The 26205-nt window shown below is 48.4% G+C and carries 15 protein-coding genes and 1 pseudogene; 10 read left to right on the forward strand and 6 right to left on the reverse strand.

Annotated features, from left to right (window positions below; translation table 11 throughout):
* The first annotated feature begins 137 nt into the window (after positions 1 to 137).
* The gene (locus FYZ48_RS25655; RefSeq protein ID WP_149345381.1) at positions 138 to 2615 is read left to right on the forward strand and encodes an MMPL family transporter; all 2478 of its coding nucleotides are present in this window, start codon (positions 138 to 140) and stop codon (positions 2613 to 2615) included.
* A gap of 337 nt (positions 2616 to 2952) precedes the next feature.
* On the opposite strand, the gene FYZ48_RS25660 is transcribed toward FYZ48_RS25655, so the two are convergent.
* Both FYZ48_RS25660 and FYZ48_RS25665 read right to left on the reverse strand, forming a co-directional pair.
* The gene (locus FYZ48_RS25660) at positions 2953 to 3369 is read right to left on the reverse strand and encodes a CBS domain-containing protein (RefSeq protein WP_149345382.1); all 417 of its coding nucleotides are present in this window, start codon (positions 3367 to 3369) and stop codon (positions 2953 to 2955) included.
* A 795-nt stretch (positions 3370 to 4164) separates the two neighbouring features.
* Positions 4165 to 4554, reverse strand: coding sequence for a hypothetical protein (locus FYZ48_RS25665; protein WP_149345383.1), 390 nt, complete (start codon positions 4552 to 4554; stop codon positions 4165 to 4167).
* 1066 nt (positions 4555 to 5620) lie between these two features.
* Between FYZ48_RS25665 and FYZ48_RS25670 the strand changes: the two genes are divergently transcribed.
* The 3 genes from FYZ48_RS25670 (at position 5621) to hflC (ending at position 9455) form a co-directional block, all read left to right on the forward strand.
* Complete coding sequence (locus FYZ48_RS25670) at positions 5621 to 6661, forward strand: hypothetical protein (protein ID WP_149345384.1); 1041 nt, start codon at positions 5621 to 5623, stop codon at positions 6659 to 6661.
* 703 nt (positions 6662 to 7364) lie between these two features.
* Positions 7365 to 8372, forward strand: a complete 1008-nt coding sequence (gene hflK, locus FYZ48_RS25675; RefSeq protein WP_149345385.1) for an FtsH protease activity modulator HflK — start codon at positions 7365 to 7367, stop codon at positions 8370 to 8372.
* 45 nt (positions 8373 to 8417) lie between these two features.
* The gene (gene hflC / locus FYZ48_RS25680) at positions 8418 to 9455 is read left to right on the forward strand and encodes a protease modulator HflC (protein ID WP_149345386.1); all 1038 of its coding nucleotides are present in this window, start codon (positions 8418 to 8420) and stop codon (positions 9453 to 9455) included.
* Between the two features lie 550 nt (positions 9456 to 10005).
* Here hflC and FYZ48_RS25685 read toward each other — a convergent pair.
* Complete coding sequence (locus tag FYZ48_RS25685) at positions 10006 to 10239, reverse strand: hypothetical protein (RefSeq protein WP_149345387.1); 234 nt, start codon at positions 10237 to 10239, stop codon at positions 10006 to 10008.
* 1500 nt (positions 10240 to 11739) lie between these two features.
* Between FYZ48_RS25685 and FYZ48_RS25690 the strand changes: the two genes are divergently transcribed.
* The 5 genes from FYZ48_RS25690 to FYZ48_RS25710 all read left to right on the forward strand — a co-directional run bounded on the left by FYZ48_RS25690 (position 11740) and on the right by FYZ48_RS25710 (position 18942).
* Positions 11740 to 12414 carry a response regulator transcription factor gene (locus FYZ48_RS25690; protein ID WP_149345388.1) on the forward strand — a complete coding sequence of 225 codons (675 nt, stop codon included), beginning with the start codon at positions 11740 to 11742 and terminating at the stop codon, positions 12412 to 12414.
* An 84-nt stretch (positions 12415 to 12498) separates the two neighbouring features.
* Positions 12499 to 12762, forward strand: a complete 264-nt coding sequence (locus tag FYZ48_RS25695) for an aminotransferase class V-fold PLP-dependent enzyme (RefSeq protein ID WP_198422279.1) — start codon at positions 12499 to 12501, stop codon at positions 12760 to 12762.
* A gap of 416 nt (positions 12763 to 13178) precedes the next feature.
* Positions 13179 to 14993, forward strand: a complete 1815-nt coding sequence (locus tag FYZ48_RS25700) for a PAS domain-containing sensor histidine kinase (RefSeq protein ID WP_198422280.1) — start codon at positions 13179 to 13181, stop codon at positions 14991 to 14993.
* Positions 14990 to 15376 (forward strand): response regulator, encoded by a 387-nt coding sequence (locus FYZ48_RS25705; protein WP_149345390.1) that lies wholly within the window; start codon positions 14990 to 14992, stop codon positions 15374 to 15376. The genes FYZ48_RS25700 and FYZ48_RS25705 overlap by 4 nt, the downstream gene beginning before the upstream one ends.
* Positions 15376 to 18942, forward strand: a complete 3567-nt coding sequence (locus FYZ48_RS25710; protein ID WP_149345391.1) for a PAS domain S-box protein — start codon at positions 15376 to 15378, stop codon at positions 18940 to 18942. The genes FYZ48_RS25705 and FYZ48_RS25710 overlap by 1 nt, the downstream gene beginning before the upstream one ends.
* 295 nt (positions 18943 to 19237) lie before the next feature.
* Here FYZ48_RS25710 and FYZ48_RS25715 read toward each other — a convergent pair whose 3' ends face one another.
* The 3 genes and pseudogenes from FYZ48_RS25715 to FYZ48_RS29365 form a co-directional block, all read right to left on the reverse strand.
* Positions 19238 to 20977: an HDOD domain-containing protein gene (locus FYZ48_RS25715; protein WP_242022772.1), complete on the reverse strand. Its 1740-nt coding sequence runs from the start codon at positions 20975 to 20977 to the stop codon at positions 19238 to 19240.
* A gap of 1021 nt (positions 20978 to 21998) precedes the next feature.
* Positions 21999 to 23375, reverse strand: coding sequence for a Gfo/Idh/MocA family protein (locus FYZ48_RS25720; RefSeq protein WP_149345393.1), 1377 nt, complete (start codon positions 23373 to 23375; stop codon positions 21999 to 22001).
* A 198-nt stretch (positions 23376 to 23573) separates the two neighbouring features.
* A pseudogene (locus FYZ48_RS29365) lies at positions 23574 to 23771 on the reverse strand (IS3 family transposase); the annotation flags it as partial.
* Positions 23772 to 25370: 1599 nt separating this feature from the next.
* Between FYZ48_RS29365 and FYZ48_RS25730 the strand changes: the two are divergent.
* Positions 25371 to 26204 carry an SCO family protein gene (locus FYZ48_RS25730; protein WP_149345395.1) on the forward strand — a complete coding sequence of 278 codons (834 nt, stop codon included), beginning with the start codon at positions 25371 to 25373 and terminating at the stop codon, positions 26202 to 26204.
* Position 26205: the final 1 nt, after the last annotated feature.

Genomic DNA, 26205 nt, shown 5'->3' on the forward strand with positions numbered 1-26205 from the left:
CATTGCAAGAGACAATTGGGTATATAAGCTCGATTCGATGATATATAATGGACAGCACCAAAAGGCTGTTTTCTCGATCGCAGCTAAAAATGACATAGAAGACAAGCTCTCAATGAAACCGACTTCCCGGGGAGTTGGTGCAAACACCTTTTCGTTCGCCTGGAGCCCCAACACCCCATAGAAATATCAATTCGACTGCGAAAGGAGTCATTCACATATTTGGATGGATCGCCATACTAGTTCAACGATTCTGGCCCTGGCTGCTTGCTGCCTGGGTTGTAGTCGGAGGAATGCTGTACTGGAGGGCTCCTGTCTGGGATTCTGTCGCTGTTCAAGGAGAATTTAATTTTCTTCCGGAGAATAGTCCGACTCGACGTGGCGAGAAATTGTTACAACAGGCGTTTCCCGATGATCGCGAAAAAAGCAGCATCGTACTGGTTCTCACACGCAACGATGAAACCCCACTCTCAAGCTCAGATAAATCGTACATCACCGACACACTTCAGCCGAAACTCGAACAGCTTAGCGAATCTGAAAGTCCCATGCTGAATGTAAGGACCTTCTCGGACGAGGAGATCGGCGAGCTGCTCATCAGTAAGGACGAACGCGCTGCTCTTGTCGAGATTGAACTTTCTCTGGGCCTCTTCGATCAAAGTAATCGTGAACAGATTGCAATAGTTGAACAGCAGATTACGAAACTGAGAAGTTCAAAGGAATTTCCACCGGAGTTAAACGTCACCATGACTGGCAGCGCAGTTGTCGGTCGTGATGAACGGAGAGCCCAACAAAAGAGTGCTGAAAAAATACAATCTTGGGCGACATGGCTGGTTCTGGGACTGCTACTGGTCGTTTTTCGTGCGCCCCTGCTGGCACTCATTCCATTATGCACAATCATATTCTCACTTGAAATATCATTAAAAATAACAGCCCTCTTAGCCGAATACGGACTGATTGGCGTGTTTCAAGGGCAGGAGATTTACACAAGAGTCATCGTCTACGGAGCCGGAGTCGATTACAGCCTGTTTTTACTCTCGCGCTATAAGGAAGAAATGCAGAATGGACTCGCAAGTGAAGAGGCCATTGGTACGGCGATTCGAAAAGTAGGAACAGCAGTTGCCGCCAGCGCAACAACTGAAATTATCGGCCTCGGTATGTTGATGTTGATGAGCTTCCTCAAGTTTCAAAAAGCTGGTTTCAGTATCGCACTCGGCTTCCTGGTGATGCTGTTGACTTCTTTACTGTTGACTCCATCCCTGTTGTCTCTGGTGGGGCGTTTCGCATTCTGGCCTTTCTCTTTATCTCAGCCAGACGGGGGATTGAAACAGGGCTCGCGAAAAAAAAATCGAAACCTTGAAGTCATCTGGGAATGGATTGGAGAAAAACTTCAGCAACGTCCCGGAACATTCTGGATTGTGACGATGTTAATCTTGCTTCCTGTTGGGGCTTGGGGGGTAAGTCAATCTGATCGTTTGAGTTATGGTGTGGTCAGTGAACTACCTTCAGATGCCCCCAGCCGAACGGGAACTCAACGATTATCGCAATATTTTCCTGCCGGCAAAACCGGTCCTGCGACGGTCCTGATTCGCAACGACGAGATCGATTTCGGGAGCCTGGAAGGTGAAGTGGGGATATCGGACTGGACAGACAATCTCTGGTTGAAGGCACAACAGTTGAACATCGCCGACATCAGAAGCCTGGACAAGCCCAAAGGCTTTTGGACGAAATCAGAGCAAGACTCCGGTGCTGAAGAGACTGACGGACGATTATTGGAGCACCTGGTAATACGGTCAGTCCAGCGTACGCGGGCTGGTGACTATTATGTAAGTGACAGCGGTAAATTCGACGGAAGCGTGACGCGGGCGAGTATCGTTCTATCCTCCAATCCATTTGCTCGCAAGACAATCGAACAATTTGAGGTCCTGCGGGAAGCGGTCAAAGCAGCGTTGCCTGCCAACCTGAAGGGGAGCACTGTTTATTTACTCGGTTCAACGGCCAATCTGAGTGATCTCAAGTCGGTTGCCGAACAGGACCGCACACGAATCTATTTACTGGTGACTGCAGTCGTGCTGGTGATATTGATTATCATGCTACGTCGAGTTGCGATCCCGATTTATTTAATCCTACTGATACTTTGCGGATATTTTGTGACGATTGGTACGACCATACTGGTGTTCCAATGGTGGCAGGGAGACCGGTTCGCAGGTCTTGACTGGACCGTTCCAATCTTTCTCTTCACTGTTCTCATCGCCGTAGGAGAAGACTACAACATTTTGCTAATCACTCGCGTCGACGAGGAATACGCCAAGTCCAAGTTACCGAACGCCGTAACTGAAGCGTTTAAACGTACGGGAAACATTATCTCCGGATGCGGCTTGATCATGGCTGGCACGTTTTCGTCGCTTATATTTGGCGGACAGCTACTGGGTCTTCAACAACTCGGATTCGCACTCGTCTTCGGTGTTGTATTAGACACGTTTGTAATCCGGACGCTCCTGATTCCCACCTGGCTGACGCTCCTCTATGAAGGACGATTCGGTCGTTTCTCGCGGTGTCTGGGCGGGCCGGAGTGTCTCGAAAAGTCAGACCCTAAATCTGTTCCGTCGCAAGAGGAGTAATCGATATCGCATCTTTTGATTTGAGTAGAGCGTAGCTGCGCTGCCTGCGCGTCCTTTTGCCATACACTCATTCTCGTGAATCAGGCAGCCCTTTGGAAGAAATCATCAGGAGAGCGCGACGAAGGGAGAACTCCACACGAAATTGTCGAGACAACTAGCATCGCAAACTGGTCGTCCAGAGACCAGCTTGCGTGCAGAATTGGTCGAACATAGCACAATCAGCTTTTCACCCGATTCGTGCCACGACTTGGTTCCGCTTTCATTAACCAGCTATTGGCGGCTTTCTTCAAAGAATAACAGTCATGGCTGGCGCAGTACATGGTATGAAAGGGTGGTATCAGCACGAGACCGCTTCCAGTGCTTCCGTGCACAGAGACTCGTCGTTTGTCTTCACGGCTAGATCACCGAGCGAAACGATTCCGACCAGGCGCTTGTCATCGTCGATCACGACCAGTCGTCGAATTTTATGATGCTCCATGGTCTGCACTGCTTCTGTGATATCCTGGTTATCCCGGCAAAACACGATGTCAGCCGACATCGCGTCGCTGACAGACGTGGTTTTTGTATCCAATCCGTCAGCGACACAACGGATCACAATATCTCGGTCGGTGATCATTCCGACCAGTTTGTTGTTTTCACCGCATACCGGGACCGATCCCGCGTCCAATGCCTTCATTTGCTGAGCGGCCTCCGTGATAGACGCACTCGGTGAAATACACTCGACACCCGAGGTCATAATTTCGTGAACCTGCATTTCGTTTCCTTTCACTGAAAGTTCATTTTTCAATCGAGTCACCGTTCTTCGACCAACACAGTCGAAGGGGCACCACAACAAGATAATTACCGCAAAGGGCGGGCCAACATTGTTAAAATCAGATATTTGTTCATTATCGCGTTTGTTACAGTTAGGTGACAGGTAGTCACATTCACCGAAATGTAGTTACGTTTAAGTGAGCGACCGACCGGTGGCAGGCTTTAGCCATTCCACCAGTCAAATAGCTACCATATCAACAGAAGATTTGCGTCACATTCGGTAAGCCACTGGATACTGATGCATTGGCATACCAAAACGAAGACCTGCAATTTAAAGAGCGAATTGCCGTAACACTACAAGATGTGGTCGCTGGATTGCTGACATGACGAAATCGTTTAGCCTGCGAAAAGGTGTTTATGAATATGAATCGATGGTTATTTCTCGCATTGATGTTTTCGAAGTAGGCTTTGAGCAACTTCTATGCTTGAGCTACGGATCTGACGCTACAATTATTGTCTTGTTCACAACAGTGTTGACTTTGACAGAATCGAAGGTGTAAACCGTAATTTCGTAAGCACCGCTTTTCGGTGGTTGGGCAGTTTCATATCCTGAATGTGTTAAAGGAAAGAAGCCTTATCTGAATTCAATTCATTTGAGTCGCCCTGAAGTGCCTGCTCCGTTTTGTGGCTTACATTTAACCAAAGTCTATAGCGATAAAAGCGAATGTATCATCATGTGATTTTCAATAAGTGAACCCTTTGGAAATATAAGGTAAGTCTGTTCTATGTTAGTCTGTCAGATCGAAAGCCGCTCGTTGACCCAGGTGCCAAAGTACACAAAACCGTGTCCCTCGAGAGGCTTTGCCAGGTTTACGATGTCTACGGCATGCTGACGATCTGTGACTTCAATGGACACGGCGTAATGTCCATGCTTCAGCTCTTCAATGCCGGTTCGGATGATGCTGTCCTCGGAATCTGAGAAGAAGAAACGATTTTCATCCAACCGTTCCAGGAGGTGAACACCGTCTTCGCCCTCAAGTACAGTCAGAGCTGAAGCTGGATAACCGGCAGCTTGTAAAGCATCTGCAAATTTTTCACACTCAGCTTTGCCATCGACAAAGCCGATCACTTTGCCGATGGGGCCGTTGAGAATTTGTCCATGGTCAACCAATGGTTCACGTGTCATGTCTATTTTCCTGATTGTCGAAGGTTCCCGGACAGCCGATCTTCTTTTTCTGGTAAGGCAGGATGAAATGGAAGATCATTGTATTCTGCCAGGGGCTCAGTATCCTCTCCAGATTCACGCCCGCATTAGTGGCACACAGAAAATATCATTCCTTTAATTGGCATCTCATGCTCTTGAAGCAACTTCTTTGAATCAGAATTTTTCATCTGGTTCCAGTTTCCGGTTTTCTACTTCTCCAATAAAAGGTTTACCGGCTCCTTGATTATTCACAACACCTGTCGCGCACTGAACTTTTCTCGTGCTGCCTCTTGTCTGCTTCGTTTACGTTCGTAACGTCTTAGTCTTTTTGGGCATTCTGTAGCAAGAATTACTTTTCTGTTGAATTTTTCAAAACGCTTAGCCCCTGACCAATCAAATTGCGCGGTAAACGATCAAATTGTTCGAAAAGCAGTCAGACAGCTTGTGAACTCAACAAAGAAGAGCGCAAAGTCTGTGTAGCGTGTGGCGACAGGAAGGAAGCAGTGATATGAGGAGATGGCATTGAAATAAGGATGCAAAGAATTGAATAAGGTGTCTGCCGTTGACTCGCCGTAGCTGACAGGCATATTGCAAGACAGGCCGCCAGGCCGAGACGGTTGACTGCTGAATATGGGAGTCAGTCTCGTTGCTGTTCTGCTGGTATATTCATATGCAGCATTCGGTCTTGCTTCATACGAAGCTGCGGAAGTGATTAGAGAAAATGAATGACTTTGCACGACTGAGAACCAGTTGGTATGACCTTTGCGGTAATTGCAAGCTCAGAAAATATGAATGGGCGATCGTGTATTGGTTACCGGTAAGATAGATCTAGATCTGTTCGAAATCGAAGGAGAGCGAGAGTTCGTCGCCAAATCGGTTGTCACACTGTCTGAATTAGTGTCGGTACAGTTTAAGCATCAAGTAAAAGTTGTCGGTATTTTCCACATATTTTTTTATAGCAAGTTGTCTGGCTTCGAATTCAAAATGTTTCTGTATTGCCGCAGACTTTAAATCGCCATCCGAGTATCAACGAACCCAAGGAGGAATCATGCTGTTTCAAAAACGAATGCTGAGCAAAATTATGGCTGCTCTGGCCACTGCCGTTTTACTGGCTCCAGCGTCCGCCGTAGCTGGTAAACTGCAGTCGGCACAACTTCCGCAGGATACCGCCTGGTTGCTGCATCTTGACTATGAAGCATTTAATGCCTCAACGCTGGCCGAAGAGCTGCGACAATCCAAACCAGATCTGACTAAGAATGTCCATCAGTGGTTTCGCAAGGAATACGGTATCGACCCACCGAAAGATATGCGATCAATTACTATGTACAGTCGCGATTACAAGCGACACACCGGCATCGTAATCATACAAGCGGACTATAAACGCTCTAAAGCGATGGAGAAAATGGAACAGACTTCCCCCTTAAAGAAAACTAAATGGAATGAGCTCACGCTATATACCGTGACGATCGCCCGACATAACAAAGCCCACACAAAGCATACGGATAAAGCGTCCGGCAAGCGTCGTGATCAGACAGCGAATCGTAAGTCTCATCATCACGATAAATCCGGTGGCAAGCAGATGACGGTTGCCTTTGTAGATGATGATACCATCGTGCTCGCTTCGTCAGTGTCGAACACCAAGGCGGCCGTGAAGTTGCTGCAGCATGAAGGTCAATCGCTCAGTACTGATTCTCCGCTGTTGTCGGAACGGGTGAGTGATGCGTGGTTTTACGGAGCCGCCATTGATCTGCAGCAGTTAAGCCAGAATCCGTTGCCGATGCCGGTACTGCAACAACATGAACGCATCACGTGGTCATTTGGAACCCGCGATGGCCAATTGTTCGAACATGGGAAACTGGTGGCAGCATCCGAGGAGGTCGCCCGGGAAACTCAGCAGGTGGTGGAAGGTCTTGCGGCTTACCAGAAACTGTGGGCCCAAGGGAGCTCTCCCCTGGAATCATTGATAAAGAATACCCGAATCCAACGCGACGGAAGTATCGTTGAAGTCAGTTGGGAAGGCGAGACTGATACTGTTCTGAAGGCTCTGGGTGATTTCTGCAGCCGCGTAAAGATGTGGAAGCATCTCTAGAAGTCTTTTTCTTTACTTATCAAGTAAGTTGACACGCACGTAAGTTGTGTGAATCCTGAACCCAAATGACTATGTCGTTCACAACCGTCCCGTACAAAATCCTCTTTGTAAAGACCTGTACTCGGGCTGATCCTGAGAGTCGTGAAACAAGAGGAGCTTAATAAATTCGAGCTCTCAACGGGAACTCGAATGTGACTCATAGCTTTCGAGCTTTTCTGATGCAGGTTAACAGAAGACGCGACACCTTAATATAAGGTGAACTGCATAAAATCTGCGCCTCTGCAGTCGGCGAAGGTTCCGCCGAGCACTGAAAGGAACCGTGCTGTTTGTCACGACATTCCCTACAAATACGCGCGAGTTCTCGACACTCTCAGACCACCATATCACGAAGATCTCTTCCCTCGGGCTCCTTGATTCACCAGAATCAGGCTATGTTCAACAGCAAACGCAGACAACGCAGCTATGATCATCGGCTAAAAGAACTTGTTCGATCTACCGGCAATATCCATGTCGCAATTCAACGTAGTGTGGGGATTCAGCCTTGCAATCGATCATGATAAACAGCCCCGTTTGCAATCCCGTTTATGTGAACTAGACTAGAGGAATGTCGAAAGTATTTGTTGCCTGATCGAACCTCCAGTGCTGGTCATTGTTTCGTACGGTTCTTTCTCGATCAGACTGTTTTAAAGAAAGTATCTCTGCCATGCGTCATTCCGGAGAGCGAAGTCAATTCGATGAATGGTTGGCTGACATCGACGTGTCGCACGTCATGTGGATCATCCTGTTTGTCATCCTGGGGCTGATCATTGCCTGGGGCATTTTCACGTCCTACTATACCGTTCAGCCGGAAGGTCAAGCCGTAGTCAAGCGGTTTGGCAAAGTGATCGCAATCAAAGATCCGGGCCTGCATTTCAAACTCCCCTTCGGCATCGACGAACAGGAATTCGTGCCTACGGCGCGCGTGTTAAAACAGGAATTCGGCTTTCGGACCGCCGCTCAGGAAGGAACCTCTGCCGTTTATCGTAAATCTGAAGAGCATCGCGATGAATCGTTGATGCTGACCGGTGATTTGAAAGTTGTCGACGTGGAGTGGGTTGTACAATACCGCGTGGACGATCCGGACAAGTATCTGCATCGGGTTGAACAGGTCGATAAGACGATTCGGGATATTTCCGAAGCAGTCATGCGGAGAATTGTCGGCAATAACCTGGGAAGTGACGTTTTGACGATCAAACGTGTTGAAATCGCCCTGAACGCCAAGGAAGAAATCCAGCGACTACTCGATTCCTTCGATATGGGAGTCCGGATCGGGACCGTGGAATTACAGGATGTGAACCCACCGGATTCAGTCAAACCGGCATTCAACGAGGTCAACCAGGCCGAACAGGAGAAGGAGCAGCTGATCAACGAAGCCGAGAAAAAGCAGAATCAGCAAATCCCGGCCGCACGGGGCAAGGCGAAGCAGGTTGTCGCGACGGCGGAAGGTTATCGGGCTGAACGTGTCAACGGGGCTCTGGGGGAGACATCCCGCTTCAAAGCGATCCTGAAAGAATACAAGGTTGCACCCGAGGTGACACGGCGACGAATGTATCTGGAAACACTCGATAAGGTGCTCCCCTCGCTCGGCAAAATTTATGTCATTGAACCGGGAGACCAATCGCCCATTCCACTGCTTAATTTGGACAAGAGCGTTCCTGCCCAGAATCGCTAACGCAATTTACGCTTATTGATTTATCATTCCTGTTAGAGGCTTTCCATGTCAATTTCATTTCGGCGGTTCAGCGGATTTCGACAGTACCTCATTCCATTGACGATTGTTCTGCTTGTCGTCGTGGCCGTGGTCGCTCGTGCTTCGGTATTTACGATTGATGAAGCGACCCAGGCGATTGTCGTACAATTCGGTGCTCCCGTCGGCGATCCCGTCACCGAGCCCGGGCTCCACTACCGCATACCCTTCATTCAGGAAGTTCGCAAGTTCGACAAACGCCTGCTTTCCTGGGACGGTGATCCGAATCAGGTTCCTACCGTTGAAGAACAGTTTATTTCGGTTGATACTACCGCGCGCTGGAAGATTGTCGATCCCCTCAAATTCCTGCAAAGTGTGCAGGACGAAGCGGGAGCCCGGAACCGGCTCAATGATATCCTTGATTCGGTAGTGCGAGACAAGATCGCCTCCAGTCCGCTGGTCAATATTGTCCGCTCCAAAGACTGGGAGGTCACGGAAGAAGATCTGCAACGGACCATGACTGGAGAACGGGAAGAAGAGATCCTGCTTCAGAAAGTGGAAACGGGACGGGGCGAAATGGTTCGGGATATTCTCAAAACTGCTCAGCAGCAGATGCCTCAGTATGGGATTGAACTGGTCGACATCCAGATTAAACGGCTTGATTATGTTGAGTCGGTCCAACAGCAGGTCTTCGAGCGCATGATTGCCGAACGACAACGAATCGCCGAACAATTCCGGAGTGAAGGTCAGGGGCGCGCCTCGGAGATTGAAGGGGAAACCGAACGCATGCTCGCCGAGATTGAAAGTGAAGCCCAAAAAGAAGCAGAGATCATTCGCGGGGAAGCCGACGCTGAAGTGACCCGCATCTACAGTGAAGCCTTCGGTAGTGACCCGGAGTTCTATAGTTTTCTACGCACACTGGAAAGCTATTCGGAATCCCTCGGCGAAGGCGTCACTGCTATTCTCAGCAGTGACTCTGATTACTTCCGCTACCTCAAGTCGGAAGCTCCGGCTCCGGACGCGGATCAGAATCTCAAAGAAAAAGAAACAGATAAGCAGGAGAACTAGATAATTCACTTTAGATTCTGGATCTTTACTTCCCCCTTGGCGCCCCATGACAGCAATACATAAATCTTCGCAATCTGGCACGATTATATGATCGCCCAACCCTCTGACCACTTACACCGGTGGTGAAGACGCTACTTCAATATTGCTTGTGCTCAAGATACCCGGTGTGAATCCAGGTTTCTCCCTCGCTGCTGGAAACCGTTCCTGTTCCGCTGAACGATTTTCAGCTACGGCGTTGCGTTGCCTTTTCATACACTGACGTGTCTGGATGCTGGAACTGAGTGGATGATTGCATTGAAGGAATGTGGTTCCTGCGGGTGTCGCTCCTGAGGTGGAATATTACACTGAAGATGGTTTCCGTAAAACCCGTTCTGTTAGACACTTCGGATGATTTGGGAGGCTCGATATTCTTGTTCGGAATTGTTGAATCGGACATTTTTGCGGACAGGAAATGAGAGCGGTCTTGCTTCAGACAATAGCCATAAAAACAGGGGAAGACTATACAGAGTGATTAAGGTGTCATAGTTCATCCATTGCTGGAACACATTGACTAACCTGGACGCGAGAACTCGCGCGAAAATGTCTGGTACGTCGTGATAAACAGCAAGGCATACTCTTCAGGCCGATACCCGGTGATTGCAGCGCACTTCGGCCCATGTTGCTTTTCTACTACCTGTCCTTCATCCAGCAGGACATGATAGTGATAGTCAGCAACCGCATCGCGAAGCTGATGATAGCGGGATTCATACTCCGGAGATATCTGCTTGGAATGATATTCAACCATTATTGGATTAGGTACCTTGCTCACTACGGTTGCCGGAAAATGCGACAATCGAAGGCGATAGAGCATCGCCTGAAAGAATTATACAAAGCGTTCTCTTAGCGTGAATAGCGGAATCCGCCATTCCTCAAATGGTGTTAATATCTATTGTAGAAGTTGCCTTGCTATGCATAATTTTACGATATTGGGATCGGAATTTCGCCAATAAAGTGCGTGATAATCTGACACACAGCGAGGGGCGCAGGCGGTTTCAAATCTGTGATGTGGACAGGAACATGTCCATGAAGAAAAGAGGCAGAATATTTCGGTCAGCCAAAGCATCGCTCCGTGGTTCTCTGGAACCTGCCTCCCCTGGAAATATTTGTCTGGCAGAAGAATACCACACACGGTTCAGTCTTACGTAATCATAGCGACTTCGATTTTGACGCAACATAACGGACCTGCCCTGAGAGCGATAATAGGATTATATGGATGAGTCGTTTGAACAACTTATTTCCATCCTTGAGCCAGCTGAAAAGTTAAGAATTAACAGTTGCTTTTACGTCGCATTTCGTGCGAGAGAGGGGGCGGTATTATTCTGCTTTCTCGCCCGGTTTTGCGTGTGGATATTGTGTTCCGCCAAAAAATATTGTCGAACTTGTGCCCAATCGTTGTCAGTCCCAGGGCAATGCCTAAATACGCCAGCGCTTCCTGAGTAACGGTCGACCTGAAGACGATCGAAGAGGGGCGTCCACTAAGCATTTACGCAGCGCGCCAGGGAAAATCACTTTGCGGCCTGGTGAGAGAAATGCTGGTTCCCAGGATTCAAGAAATCTGCAAACCGATCCAGATTCCGGATCCTCCCCAGGTAAAACCCTCAGATAATCGCTGAAATCACCGATTTTGGCAGATTGGCCCGTATGAGGCCTTGAGAGGCCCTGTATCGTGTCGCTGGCTGGAAACGCCCGGTACGCCTTAAATGAAAAGATAGCGCGAAACAGGGGCCATCCAATAATCAGGGTTTCTACTAAGACGTTCCCCATGGACATCCTCTCGCAGGAACAGCAACAATCAATCGGCTTGTATTAAGGAGGTTTTACTCTGTGTAAATGTTTTCAGGGAACGCTACAGGTAATCGTTAAAATCCTACTGCCTCATCAACATGTACCGTTGAACCGTTCATTATTGCTCCATTTCATCTATCCAGGCAAAAGGATCGTGCGATAATTTACATATGAACGATGTTTTGTGTATTGCACCCAAAAGTCCTGTAATCAATCCTAAATTTCAACTCTTGATTGTCATGTTGGTAGATAACAAATTTTGGGGAGCATTACCCTGTGCAAAACATGATGTAGGACACCTATAAGCCGCGACTGTCCCTCTAATCGTCCAATCGATTCTCCATCTCATCCATGGTCGCCAGGATATCCTGACAGTATTTAGTCCGTTGCCTGGATCAGGCAACTCGAACAGCCTTATTTCTTTGCAAGAAAACGGGACCTGAATGGAGAATCATTGATCATGCGAAAAACACTTGGACTACCCCCGGATTATGATCCAGTCGTCTATATCATCGACGATGAGGAATCGGTTCGACTCTCTCTCGAAGAACTGATTAACAGCCTGGGAGTCAAATCAACTTCGTTTGAATCCGCTGAGCATTTTCTAAAAGAAATTGAACAGGAGTTAATTGGGTGCGTCCTGACTGATCTGAGGTTAATGGGATGTAACGGCATCGAGTTAATCAAACAGTTGAAAACGAAAAACTATGAGCTACCTGTGATAGTAGTTTCCGGATATTTGGATGTCTCTGTGGCTGTTAGCGCAATCAATGAGGGGGCTTTTGCTGTCCTCGAAAAACCATACTCGGAACAGGAACTCTGGGATCATCTAATCGCAGCGATCAAATATGACTTTGACCATCGAGAAGATAGTCTCTGGGTTCAAAAGACAGCAGAAAAGTTCTCGGCTCTTACAGACGACGAGAAATCAACGATGTCCCTGCTGATCGAAGGGCATTCAAACAAGAAGGTTGCCCATCTGCTTGATATCTCGCAACGAACTGTTGTGACGCGAAGAAAGTCGATTTTGGAAAAAATCGACGTCGACAACCTCATCGAACTCGCCCAAATCCTGACGGAATTGGAACTCAAACAGGCTCAGCTCAAATCCGATGTGATCGTGATTTCAGATTAATTGAGTACTCTGAAAGTATCCGGGTAATATGTAATTGCCGAATAAACATTTCGTTTGCCAGGCTTTTGCAATTCAAGTTTCACCGTGATTACGAGTACTGGCTCACTTGGTAACCCTGCCGCTTTCTACTGTCTCTGGGGAGGGGAACTGACTTGTGTGCCCCTGGACAATCAGGAGTTGGTCGATTCTGTTGCCGTACGGCGGGCGATCTGGAAAAACATGGTTCTGATTTCAATCATGCATGCGAACAACGAAGTCGGCACGATTCAGCCGAATAAAAAGGGAGCAGCAATCGCCGGGGAAAATGGAATTCCCTGTAACACAGAGGTTTATCGCCGCGATGTTTGAGCAGATTGCACGGCCGGCAATATTTCTGCCGCGTATCACGTGAAAGTGGAGCGAATTTATATATTGGATAACGGGCGGGATCACAGAGAAAGTCTACGCAGAGACCGTATTGTTCACTGAATAATACTTCGCTCGGCGGTGATTTTGGATTTCAACTACTGAATGCCAATAGAAGTGGAGAAAGTCACTGCGTTTTAGACATCGGAAACCACAATTGATACAATCCATGCCTGGATCGACTCTAATCTGATCTATATGTGAAATCCTAGATTAACTTATTGATGATCAACGGGATCAAACCCTTATCAATCTGTAATCGGATAATTCATGTGACCGCAATGGAAGAGCAGAATGCTCTTATTCGCTTAATCAGCTATTGACGATTGTGGGTACACGCTCATGACGGGAGGAAGATAGTGGCTATTCGAAATACCTCCGTGTCTCCGAATTGGTCCATTGAGCAATTGAACCAGTGGTTCAAGGTTCGAACAGTAACAATTGTAGCTGCATATGCTATTTCAGGCATTCTCTGGATCTTATTCTCGGATAGAATACTGATCACTGTTGTGTCAGATCCCGCACGGGTTGCACTTTGGGGGACTTACAAAGGCATTGCGTTTGTTACGGTGACGACTTTACTGCTGGTCGTTCTCCTGAACAGAACTTTCAAAATTGCCAGTCAGGCTTATCTCGCTCTCAGTGAAGTTAAAGAGGCATTACGAAATGAAAAAGTATTTGCTGACACGATGATCGAGTCCATGCCGGGAATCATTTATTTCTATGACTCCGAAGGTTCTTTCCTACGCTGGAATAAAAACTTCGAGACTGTTTCCGGCTATTCAGACAGCGAGATCCGACATCTGCATCCCCGGGATTTTTTCCGTGGGAACGATATTTTGCGAGTTGAAGAACGAATTCAGGAAGTATTTACCCTGGGAGAATCTTCTCTGGAAGCATTATTTATCAACAAGCAGGGGACAGCAACCCCGTATTTTTTCACTGGCAGTCGCGCACTTTACAAAGGGAAGCTGTGTTTGGTCGGCATGGGAATTGATATTTCCGATCGGAAACAGGCAGAAACCCAACTGGCCAGAAGCGAGCAGAAGTATCGAGAACTGGTCGAACAGGCCAACAGTATAATCCTGCGATGGGATCGAAGTGGTCGAATTCGGTTTATGAATCGTTTCGGGTGTGAATTTTTCGGATACTCTTATGACGCAATTGTCGGTCAGAATGTGATGGAGACGATCGTGCCCGCCACGGAAAGTAATGGGCGTGATTTGAGTTCGCTGATCGAAGAAATCTGCGATTCTCCCGCGAAACACGAACATCTGGTCAATGAGAATATATGCCGTAACGGGAAACGTGTCTTAATTGATTGGACGAACCGGGTTCAACTTAACGATATTGAGAATGTCACAGAGATTCTGAGTATCGGGACCGACATTACTGACCGCAGGCGAATCGAGGTGGAACGACAGAAACGCGAGCAGGCCGAGGCTGCTGACCAGGTTAAATCGGCATTTCTGGCGACAATGTCTCACGAATTGCGGACCCCGTTGAATTCCATCATCGGGTTTACAGGAATCATTCTTCAAGAGATGGCAGGACCACTCAATCAGGAGCAGCAAAAACAACTCACCATGGTTCAAGATAGCGCCCGTCATTTACTGGCGCTTGTTAACGATGTATTGGATATATCAAAAATTGAAGCAGGACAACTCGAGGTCTGTCAGGAATACTTTGATATCCATCAGTCGATCGATAATGTGCTCAGAATCATGCGTCCTCAGATCGATAATCAAAACCTGACTCTGCAAACTCACCTTTCCCCCGAGCTAAGCCAGTTAAAAAGTGACCGACGACGGTTTGAGCAAATTCTATTGAATCTGTTGAGTAATGCCGTCAAATACACCGAAAAGGGAGGTATTCAGCTTAAAGCTGTAATCGTCTACGACAATTCCGGGACAGCATCTGCAAAAGAACTCTTGCAGATTCTTGTCTCTGACACCGGAATTGGAATTAAACAGGAGGATCTGGAACACGTCTTTCAACCATTCCGTCAGATTGATTCGGGAACTTCGAGAAAACATGATGGAACAGGCCTGGGACTGGCGATTTGTCAGCGCCTGGTTGAACTGATGGGGGGGACGATTGACATCGAAAGCCAATGGGGGTGTGGCACTACTTTAACCGTGAAGTTACCATTTACCCCTGTGGAGAAAATATGAAGTCCCGTCTGTTGATCATTGAAGACAACCCCAATAATCGTTACCTGGTGACCTTTCTGCTGACGAAACGTGGGCATGAAGTGTTTGAAGCCGAAACTGGAACGAGTGGATTGGAGATGGCTATCAAAATCAATCCGGATTTGATACTCCTTGATATCCAGCTTCCTGAGGTGGATGGCTACACCGTGATGCGTCACCTAAAACAGCATCCACAATTGAAATTGATCCCTATCGTTGCCGTCACATCCTATGCGATGCCTGATGACCGGCAGAGGTGTCTGGATGCGGGAGCGGAAGGCTATATTGAGAAACCGATAGATCCTAATTCATTCGTTTTCGAGGTTGAGCAATATCTTCATGCATCAGGCGAAGGGGGCCGGTGATGAGTCATGTATTAATTGTTGATGACGATGACAGAAATCTCTATTTTCTTCGAGTCATCCTGCAAGGAAGTGGTCATCAGGTCGAAGAAGCAAAAAACGGCCAGGAAGCACTTACATGTGCTATGCAGAATACTCCCGACCTGATCATTTCTGATCTTCTGATGCCCCAGATGGATGGTTTTGAACTGCTCCGAAAGTGGAAATCCCAGAAACAACTGCAGTCCATCCCATTCTTTGTCTATACAGCGACCTACACAACTTCAGAAGATGAAGAACTGGCACTCAAACTTGGTGCCGACGCATTCCTGATCAAGCCAGCCGAGCCTGACCTGCTTAAGGCGAGAATTGACGAACTTCTCTCTCCTGATTCTTCCGAGTTGAAACAGTTAAAAAAGCATTCAATCAACAGCCAAAAAATTCTGGAACAATATTCTCATGTTTTAGTCCGAAAGCTGAATGAAAAGGTCCAGCAGTTATCGCAGGCCAACCTCTCCCTCGAACAGCTACTGGAACAGCATCGAGAAACCGAAGTGTCGCTTCGTGAAAGTGAAGCACGCTACCGGGGACTGTTCAATTCGGTTACCGATCCCCTCTTTGTTTACGACAGGGAAACGCTACGCTATCTGGCAGTCAATGATGCTGCAGTCTCTTCTTACGGGTATACCCGCGAAGAGTTTTTGACAATGACGCTCGAAGAAATTCGGCCTGCCGAGGAAGTCCTGCGTCTAAAAGAGATACTGAGTAAATCAGGAACTGGCAAAGAACGACGAGGAATCTGGAAACATCGGCGTAAGTCGGGTGAAATATTTGAAGTCGAGATTTTTGCGTATGGATTGGAATTCGCAGGACGCCCCGCCTGCCTGATCCAGGCCAGAGATCTGTCAGGGCAGCGTCAGGCAGAAGCAGAAGCAGCCCGGACTTCAGAATTGTTGCAGGCTGTTGTTAATGGTGTCAGTGATGCTGTCTTCGTCAAGAATCGCGAAGGACGATACCTGTTGTTCAATCAGGCCGCAGCAAAATTTGTCGGTAAACCTATACAAGAAGTTATTGGAAAGGACGATACGGAAGTCTTTCCCGGTCCAGATGCACAACGCATTATGGAAAATGATCGCAAAGTCATGGAGTCGAACGAACTCCAGACGATCGAAGAAATATTGGTAACAACCGGAGGTCCAAGAACATTCAGTGCCCATAAGGTCCCCTATCGTAACCAGCATGGCGATGTCATCGGTACCATTGGAATCTCACGGGATGTAACTGAACAACGCGAAGCCGAACTGGCCAGGCAAGAAACCCAGGAGCGATTCGAACAACTTGCCGAGAATATTGAAGAGGTCTTCTGGCTGAGTGATCCCAGCACTTCCGAGATACTCTACATCAGTCCCAGTTTTGAACGGATCTGGGGATATCCCTGTCATGAGCTCTATGAAAATCCCAATCTGTGGAAAGAAACGATTCATCCGGAAGATCTGGCTCGAATCCAGCCTTTTCTGCAAAATGAAGCCATTACAGGCTATGATGTCGAATATCGCATCTGCCGTCCCGATGAATCAATCCGCTGGATTTCTGATAAGGCGTTCCCCATCCGGGATCAACAAGGCGACGTATTCCGGGTCGCCGGTGTTGCTCAAGATATCACGGAACGTAAAGAGGCCATTACCGCACTCGAAGCGAATGAAGCAAGATTTCGAATACTCGCCAAAGCGACTAACGATGCCATTTGGGATTGGGATCTCAAAACTCAATCTTTGTGGTGGGGGGATGGCTTTGAGACTCTCTTTGGATTTTCTCGAGACGATGTCGAACCGACGATCGAATCGTGGTACAACCGAATTCACCCAGATGACAGGACCTGGGTCATCGATCAGGTCCATCAGGCCATCGAGTCCGGTGATGAATCCTGGGAAGGAGAGTATCGTTTCCTCCGTAAAGATGGCTCCTATGCTTATGTGCTTGATCGCGGGCATGTGTTACACGACGAAAACGGCGTTGCAGTCCGTATGATCGGTGGCATGATGGACTTGACGGAACGTAAGCTGGCCGAGGAAACACTCCATCTGCGTGATCGGGCCATTCAGGCGGTTTCACAGGGAATTCTGATAACAGACGCCAGTGACCCTGATAATGCGATCGTCTTCGCCAGCAAGGGTTTTGAACTGATTACGGGATACTCGGCCCAGGAAGTCCTTGGCAGAAATTGCCGCTTTCTTCAGGGCACCAGGACAAATCCGGAAACCGTAACGCAAATTCGTAATGCGATTCGTGATCGCCAAAAGTGCGACGTCGAGATCTTAAACTATCGTAAAGATGGGACGGCTTTCTGGAATCAACTTTCGATATCCCCTGTTTATTCTCCCGAAGGGAAGTTATCCCACTTTGTGGGTATTCAGACTGATGTGACATCCCGGAAAAATCTGGAAGAACAGTTTCATCAAGCCCAGAAAATGGAAGCTGTCGGCAAACTTGCTGGAGGAGTTGCTCACGATTTCAACAATCTGCTCACCATTATCAACAGTTACAGCGAAATGCTTCTCGACGATCTCGGAGAGGATTTTCCGTTACGCGACTGGATTTCGCATATCTGGGATGCAGGTAATCGGGCGGAAGAACTCACGAAGCAGTTATTGACTTTCAGTCGGCAACATGTCATCGAACCCAAACTGATCGATTTGAACGAACTGGTCCGCGGCACGGAAAATATGCTGCACAGGTTGATCGGTGAGGATATTCTGCTTCAAGTCTCCCTGGAGCCCGGCCTCGATCAAGTGAAAATGGAACCAAGTCATCTGGAGCAGATACTGCTGAATCTGGCTGTGAATGCCCGTGATGCCATGCCTCGCGGCGGTACCCTCTCAATTGCCACCGGTATGGTTGATCTGGATGAGACTTATTGTCAGATTATCCCGAATCTCCAACCAGGCCGTTTTGTTCTACTTACCATGAGCGATAGTGGTTCGGGCATTCCTGAGGAAGTAAAATCTAAAATATTTGAGCCGTTTTTTACAACTAAAGATGTTGGTAGGGGAACTGGGCTGGGTCTTTCAACCGTCCATGGGATTGTGAAGCAAACCGGTGGGACGATCACCGTTTACAGCGAGATCGACCAGGGGACAACATTCAAAGTCTATCTGCCGGCTACTAGAACGGTTGGTGCTGAACACTCCCCAAAAGCAACCACGTTTTCAGTTTCTCGCGGCACAGAAACGATTTTGGTCGCAGAAGATGAAGACGCGGTCAGGACGCTGACCGCTCAAATTTTGAGAAACTACGGGTACACAATCCATCTGACGTCCAATGGAAAAGAAGCGCTGGAATTCATGCAAACCAACGGAGATGCCGTTGATCTACTCATCTCCGATGTCGTGATGCCTCATCTGGGCGGGCGTGAACTGGCTGAGAAAGTCCATCAGATCCACCCTAATTGCAAAATTCTGTTCCTGTCTGGCTACACCGATGACGCGGTGATCCGACATGGAGTCTTGGCAACAGAGTTTACCTTCCTCCAGAAACCGTTTTCACCATCGAAGTTGGCCCAAAAAGTTCGTAACCTGCTCGATCAGCAATAATCAAACGATTCTACGGTCAGTAACAGGGGGCGGCCTGCAACAAAAGAAGCTCGAATCAAACTCAAACACCTTTAAGCGATGTTGTAGTCCTGATTACAGGGACTGTCCGCTTCGGCCAATCTTTTGGCGGCGCCACCCGCTTCGGCAGGTTGAATCGCGAGTAAGCCCGTACTACGTTCGAATCCCTTGTTGATCCAGATCGTCAAGCCATGCCTGTCGGTAATGATCACGATATTGAGTTATTCGAGGATCTCATTTGGAATTCTGATGCGGTTTGAATGATATGATAATCACTTCATGAATGGATCTGATCACTTTCCTTTATCTGGCTGACAATCGCTTCCAGTTCGTCAGAGGATAAAGGCGGAGTGCGGAGGATTTCTGTCATCTGATTGGTTTTTTCAATGGCAGTCAGAAAGACATCCTGCGATTCCATTCTTCCTTTCTGGTAATACTCGGACAACAGCTGATTGACTTTAAGGATACGCTGGGGCACAGGTTGGTCGCACATTTCCGCGAACGCCTCCGCGACCTGCATGCAACGTACCAGCCCCTGCGTCATAATAGGCAGATTCAATTCGGTAGCATCCCTGTGATGGGCATACACGGGTTGTACGATGGAAAACGGAAAGCCCCAGGCTTGCAGAACAGCTGCAGAGACCATGCCATGATCAGTATTCGTGACCAGGTTTTCGGAAGTGATGAACTGTAGCGTGGGAATTGTTCGAACTCGTTTCACGACCCGCTCAAAATAGGCTTCACCATAGTGCTCGGCGAGCACCAGGATACCGATCTCCTGCAATATTCCCAGCAGATAGGCTGTTTCCGGTGGTACAGAATCGAAATAGCGCGCGACGGACTCCGCTGTGGCGGCGATCAGGGAAGTGCGTTTGAGGTACCAGTGTCGGAACTCTTCCGCCCAGGGCATCATCAGCTTGGAACGGACAGTTCGCAAACCAAGCGAGAGGCAGATTGCAATTGCCTTCCTGGGGCCCAGTAGCGTGACGATGCCTTTCAAATCTTTTTGTTGCGAAGAGGCAGCGACCTGAGATGAGTTTGCAACCTTAATCAACTCTGAAGTCAGTCGCGAGTCCGTTTCAATTTCGCTGACGAGTTGTGGAATCGAAATTTCGAGGGAGGAACGGGTGGCATGTTCTACCAGTCTGGTCAGTACATGTGGAATCGGAGGGACATCGCTGAATTCCGTAACCAGTCGGCGGGCTGCGGAGTCGATCATCAGACAGTGGTGGGACAGGCGTGACATATACCCGTATGCCAGATTCAGAATTTCTGTTTCGTCGGTTTCTTCCTCTATCGTTTTTTCAACCCCCTGGCAGTTCTCGATATTGAGGCGAGCGAGTGAGTCTCGGGAGCCTCTCAAAAATGCAGGAATATTGATCAGGTCAGCGTGGAGTCGTTCCACGATTTGATTCCCGCGCAGAAACCCAGAAATCTCCTGGTCGATGATCAGCAAATCCACCCGCTTTTCATTCACAATTTCCAGCAGATGATCAGTGCTGAGAGCTACGATTACATTCAAGGGGGACTCAGCAGCAGCCAGGACGATACGGTGGCTGAACGCCGAGTCCGGACTCAGAACAATGACATTGTGTTTTGAGCCGGGACGAGTCGTGGATGTGTCATCTGCCTGAACCGGTGCGATGTTCTTACGCTTTGAGTCGGTTTTCCGGGACAGAATTTCCAGCATGTTTTGCGAAAATTCTTTGTATTTAATTGGTTTGCGATATAGGTGTCTGATTCCGCGCTTCCGCAAATCTTCATCGATCAGGGGCTGCATTATGCCGGTGAGGACGCAGATTTCCGTTTGCTGATCCTGAAGTTTCATGAGCTCGGTACATAGGATGTGACCGTTCATCACCGGCATTTTGAGGTCGGTGATAATCAGATCGTACCGATGGAGAGCGCACATCTCCATGGCTTTTTCGCCATTTCCAGCTGTATCACACTGAAATCCAGCCTGAGATAATACGCGAGACAGAAGTTCGCGGATCGCTGATTCATCATCAACGATCAAGGCATGGTAGATGAAAGTATTTATCAGAGTTCCTCCCCGGGAATCAATTCTAATAAAGAAGTATTGATGTGTTTGAGAGTCAATATTTTATGATACTTCATTTACTACATCGTCATGCGAAAAAGTGTCGGTGAGTCTGTTTGTTGGTTAAAACTTTTTGGTATTAAGTTAAGGTCAATCCCTCATTATGAACAATTATGTTCTTAACGAGTGGAACTATAGATATAGACTGAATGTTATTCTGAGCAATTAAAAGGCTTCGAGACAGAGTTCTCTTCATATCGGAAATGCACTCAACGGTTCGTCCCCCATTCCGCCACGGATAAGACTTTGGTACGCCGCTGCGCAAGATGATTGGCAACGGTGACGTCGTGGATGACTTGATTCTGATCACCGACTTTGATTTGGAGAGCCTAAGCCGTGGATTTGAACACAGAAGAGGGAAACTTCATCTCTAGACCCAGAAATCATTTACGAAGAAACGCTCAGCGGTCAGTTCAGGGGATCCAGCACGCGCTGTGCTGGATCTCGACAAAGCATACACTCGGCAGAATCTCTCAAACGACGGCAGACGAAAAACTCAAGCAAACAATCGCCACTGACGAAATTTATAAAAGACCACGCATTCGTCCCCCCACTGACACATCAGGAAGAATTCTGCACAGACAGCTAAGGGGTTTCAACCGGCAGACGCTACGCTTTGATTTCAGGCAAGCTCCCAATTATGAGGCCGTTCTGATCTGGAAAAAAGGGGCAACGGGGGATCAATCACAACATACATTTATCGAAACAGGCGACATCGTCGGTGATCCGGTTCTGGAAAACTTCGAAGTCTGCGAGAGGAACGTGCTTGGCCATTCCAAATGGCTTTCGATCTTCTGGAATACTGCTCGAAAAAATCTCAAAAGTTCAGAGCATCTGCTCGCGGTTATAATTTCGTATGACTTCTTGCTAGCCACGAACTACACGAACCCACAAAGATATTTGATCGAGAACCTCAGCAGGGCACACGGTTTCCGTTTCAGATTTTCCAGGGCGCGCGATAGGGGCGTTGCAGCATCTGATTGGCTTCATCATCACCGATGAACTGTTCTTTCTCCGGGTCCCACTTTAGTTTTCGTTTCAGCCGCATGGCGATGTTACCCAGGTGGCAAATGCTGGCGGTAGAATGTCCGGCCTCAACGGGTTCGATGGGATCTTTCCGCGACTTGACTGAGTCAATGAAGTTCTGGTAATGATTCTCGCTGACGGGCAGGTGAATCTCATCTGCTGCGATCACCGAATTTTTGATGGCATCCGAGGATGCTTCCACCTCGCGCATATTGTTGACACTGAATTGAACCCAGCCTTCGGTGCCCTCGATGCGGGCTCCGAATCCGGGTTCTTGTGTACGACAAATAAACTCGATCCCGTTGGCGTAGCGTGCGCGAAAGTCGGTTTTCATCGCGGTGGTGTAGAGATGCCCTTTGGGCGGCCAGACAACCCCCGGTTGATTCTCGAATTCCACCGGGCCAGTGCCGTCCATGTCCAGCGCCCACTGGATGATATCGGTTGAATGCGCACCAGTGTTGGTTACCTGGCCCCCTGAATAATCGAGATGGAAACGGAAACGGTAGAAGCAGCGATCGCTGTGGTAGGGAACCATCGGTGCGGGGCCTAACCACATGTTATAATCAAATCCAGCGGGTACCGGCATTTCCTGCCAACCTGGGCCTGGTCCTGCACCGCTGCCATTAATAATAGAAACCACGCGTTTGACCTCGCCAATTCGACCATTGCGTACCAGTTCACACATGCGGCGCACGACTTTATTCGAGCGATACTGAGAGCCGGTCTGTAAAATGCGATTGTGCTTGCGAACCGCTTTGATCATCTGCTGACCATCATGAACCGTGAGTGACATGGGTTTCTGGCAATAGACGTCTTTGCCGGCTTCACAGGCTTTGACAGTCGCCAAGGCATGCCAATGATCGGGCAGAGTGATCATGACGGCATCGATGTCTTCGCGTGCCAGAACATCGCGAAAGTCACTGTAGGCATCACATCCCTGGTACTTTCCCGATCGCACCTTATTGGCATAGTACTGATTTACTTTTTTCTGAGCGGGATCGCGTCCCAGAAAATGTTCCTTACGAGCATAGCCACCACTGGCTTTGTTGACGTCGCAGACGGCAACCACCTGGGCATCAGCAAGCCGCAACATGCCGGGCAGGTCGGCACGGCTCTGATTTCCACAACCAATCTGGGCAATGTTGATGCGGTTACTGGGGGCATTCGCACCAAAGACAGAACTGGGCACGATGGTCGGCACCATAAAAGCAGTACTGGCGGCCGCAATAAAGTCACGTCGCGTCAGCTTGCTGCTCTTATTCTCAGGGGGGAGATTTTTATTTTGCATTTCGGAGCACTCTCTTTGAGATTGAGTTTGGGACCGGTTAAAGTATGGACTCTACAATAAAACAGTCTCTATTTTCACCATATCATTTCAGGCATTGTTAATGCTATCAAAAGCTAGCCTGTGCCGACCTTTTTATCCAAGATTCCCGATATGGATTGAGTCTGAAGTTCCCCAGAAATAGTGGGCGCTGGAATTAGGTTATACTGCCTGCTGAAACATTTCGGGACTCTGATAGCCCAGAGATGAATGGAGCCTTTCACCATTGTAGAACACTTCGATGTACTCGAAGATACTGTGACGGGCTGATGCCCGTGTCTCGTATTTCTGGCGATGAATCAGCTCTTTCTTGAGCGTTGCAAAGCAGCTTTCCATCACGGCATTGTCCGAACAGTCTCCTGACAGGCCCCCTGAAAAACGGAGTAAATTAGAAAACAATATCGCAACCTTTATTTTCATCGGAGCGAATGTTGCAGGAGCAGTATGTTTTGAACTGATCACTCCGGGATGAATATAGACAAGATAAAATACCATTCTTTTTTCAGTATTTTTAAATTCTTTCGATCAAATAAGTAGATCGGATTTATGTCCAACTTAATTCGAGAACTGGCCAACTTCAGCTGTCTGCTTTTCACCAGTTTCTGTTTCTGGAAAGTAGAGAAAGGTTGATTGCTGGTTCCGACAATCAGAGACTGCTCTCAGCAGAGGCACGGCAGTACATCCTCCCTGACCACTTACACGGGTGGTGAAGACGCCACTTTATCATTGCTCGTGCCCGGGATACCCATTGTGAATCCAGGCTTCTCCCTCTGCCGCTGGAAACCGTTCCTGTTCCGCTGAACGATTTTCAGCTACGGCGTTGCGTTGCCTTTTCATACAATGACGCGTCTGGATGCTGGAACTGAGTGGTAGATCACATCGGAGGAATCTGAACCGCAGGCAACGTTCCCCTTGTGGTACGAGGCAGGGGCGTCGCTGACCTGGTCTGTTTCTCTGTCAGTTTCCAACTGGCCGCGCTTGGTCTGAATTGCATGCGGGCGGTCCCTTGTTTCTGGTTGGGCGTTCTAAAGTTGGTCATGTTGGTTTTAAATTTTGTGAATCGGCGTGGGGGAGTCAAGTGGAATGGGTGTGTTGACCTGCTCTGAGTGTTCAGTGAAGAGGCTTGAGTCTGCTGTGAATTACTCTGAATGTGCTCCGAAATGATTTGAATATGTACGAGAAATTGAGAACCGGTTCATTTTGTTCCGGTGAAAAGCGGGAAAAATCGACGGCGATTCAGGTGCTTCTGAGTCACAAGTGGGACAGGTTCCAGTGCACGCATCATTCGCCTCGCGCGCGAAGCAGAATTACAAAAGAATACGATTCGGAAAGTGCCGATCAAGTGCAATTTGTTCCGTTCCAGAGACAGAACTGCACTGGAAATCGGGAAGGGGTTGCATGCAAATGCTGATCAAAGAGAGTCTAGGAAGGGAAGGTTGCCATAAGAGGATCGCGGGGGCTGTGGGAAAAGAAAAACGGCTGCCCACTTTGGTGAGCAGCCGTTGGAGTGGAGGCGGGACTAACGCTTTGGGGATTCCTGAATCGGACACAGTCGGACAACGAATCGGACATCATGTCGGACAGGAAATTATCGTGATCGTAGATCCGATAGCAGTCATGAGAGCAGCGGAAGGTTATTTATTGTGAATGGTGTCATTCAAGGGGACAGGTTAACTGCTCTGGATATTGGGAAGGGGAATCTGCAAACTCAGATTAAAAGGACTGAAAAAAGGGGAAAGCATCGTGAGAGAGAGCAAGTGGGGAATGTGATTGAAAAGCTGGTGAAACGCTCTGAATATTCACAGTAGGGAATTGCAGCTGATCGATGTAAAACAGGTTTCAGTTTTACATGGGCTTCTATTTATTGTAAAACAGATTGAGTGATTGATGATTTCCGAGAGGCTGCAAACAGCGAGTAGAAATTACGAATCAGGGTTATTAATTTCAGCGGAATCAGGTGTGTTTTACGATTGTTATTGTGAGCAGCGGAATTTTATTCTGGCGTGTCTTGTCACGCTGTCTGGATGGGGATGCTTACCCGGTGAAGCAACTGCAGAGACGCCTCGTAAGATTTTAAAAGAGGCTGGAATCACCCCCAACACTGGTAAAACGCTTCCGCTGGAGACGGTTTTTACAGATCATACCGGTCAGGAACTTACTATTCGTACAGCGCTGGGGCAGCAGCCCACCGTGCTGTGTCTGGTCTATTTTGACTGTCCGATGCTCTGTAAACTTTCAGCAGATGGTTTGGTGCGAGCGGCCAATGAATTACCGGAGACCGTGGGTGAGGATTACCGGGTGCTGCTGGTCAGTTTCAATCCGCAGGACACACCTGAGAAAGCAGCCCGGGCGCGACAGCGACTGATTCAGAAATACGATCGAACACCAGGAGGCGAAGGCTGGTCCTGTCTTACCGGGTCTCAGTCCGAAATTGATCGACTGACCGGCGCTGTCGGGTTTAAGGCACGCTGGGATGAAGAACTGCAGCAGTATGCGCATGCCAGCGGTCTGGTGTTACTCTCCGGCGAGGGAGTGATCACCGGCTACCTGGATGGGGTCAGTTATGCACCTCGTGAACTGTCCCGGGCAATCGACGCCGCCCGACAGTCGGAGGTGACGCAGCCTTCCACGAATTCGTTTCTGACCTGTTATTTATACGATCCGACGACGGGACGCTTGGGCAGCGCAGTCCAGTGGGCCATTCGTATTCTGGGAGGACTTACGCTCATTGGACTGGTGTGGCTGGTGTGGCGTCTTCAGCAGGGGAGTCAAGCAGAGAGCAGCCCGGACTGAG

This window comes from Gimesia chilikensis, from assembly GCF_008329715.1.
In the GTDB taxonomy this organism is placed as follows: Bacteria; Planctomycetota; Planctomycetia; order Planctomycetales; family Planctomycetaceae; genus Gimesia; species Gimesia chilikensis.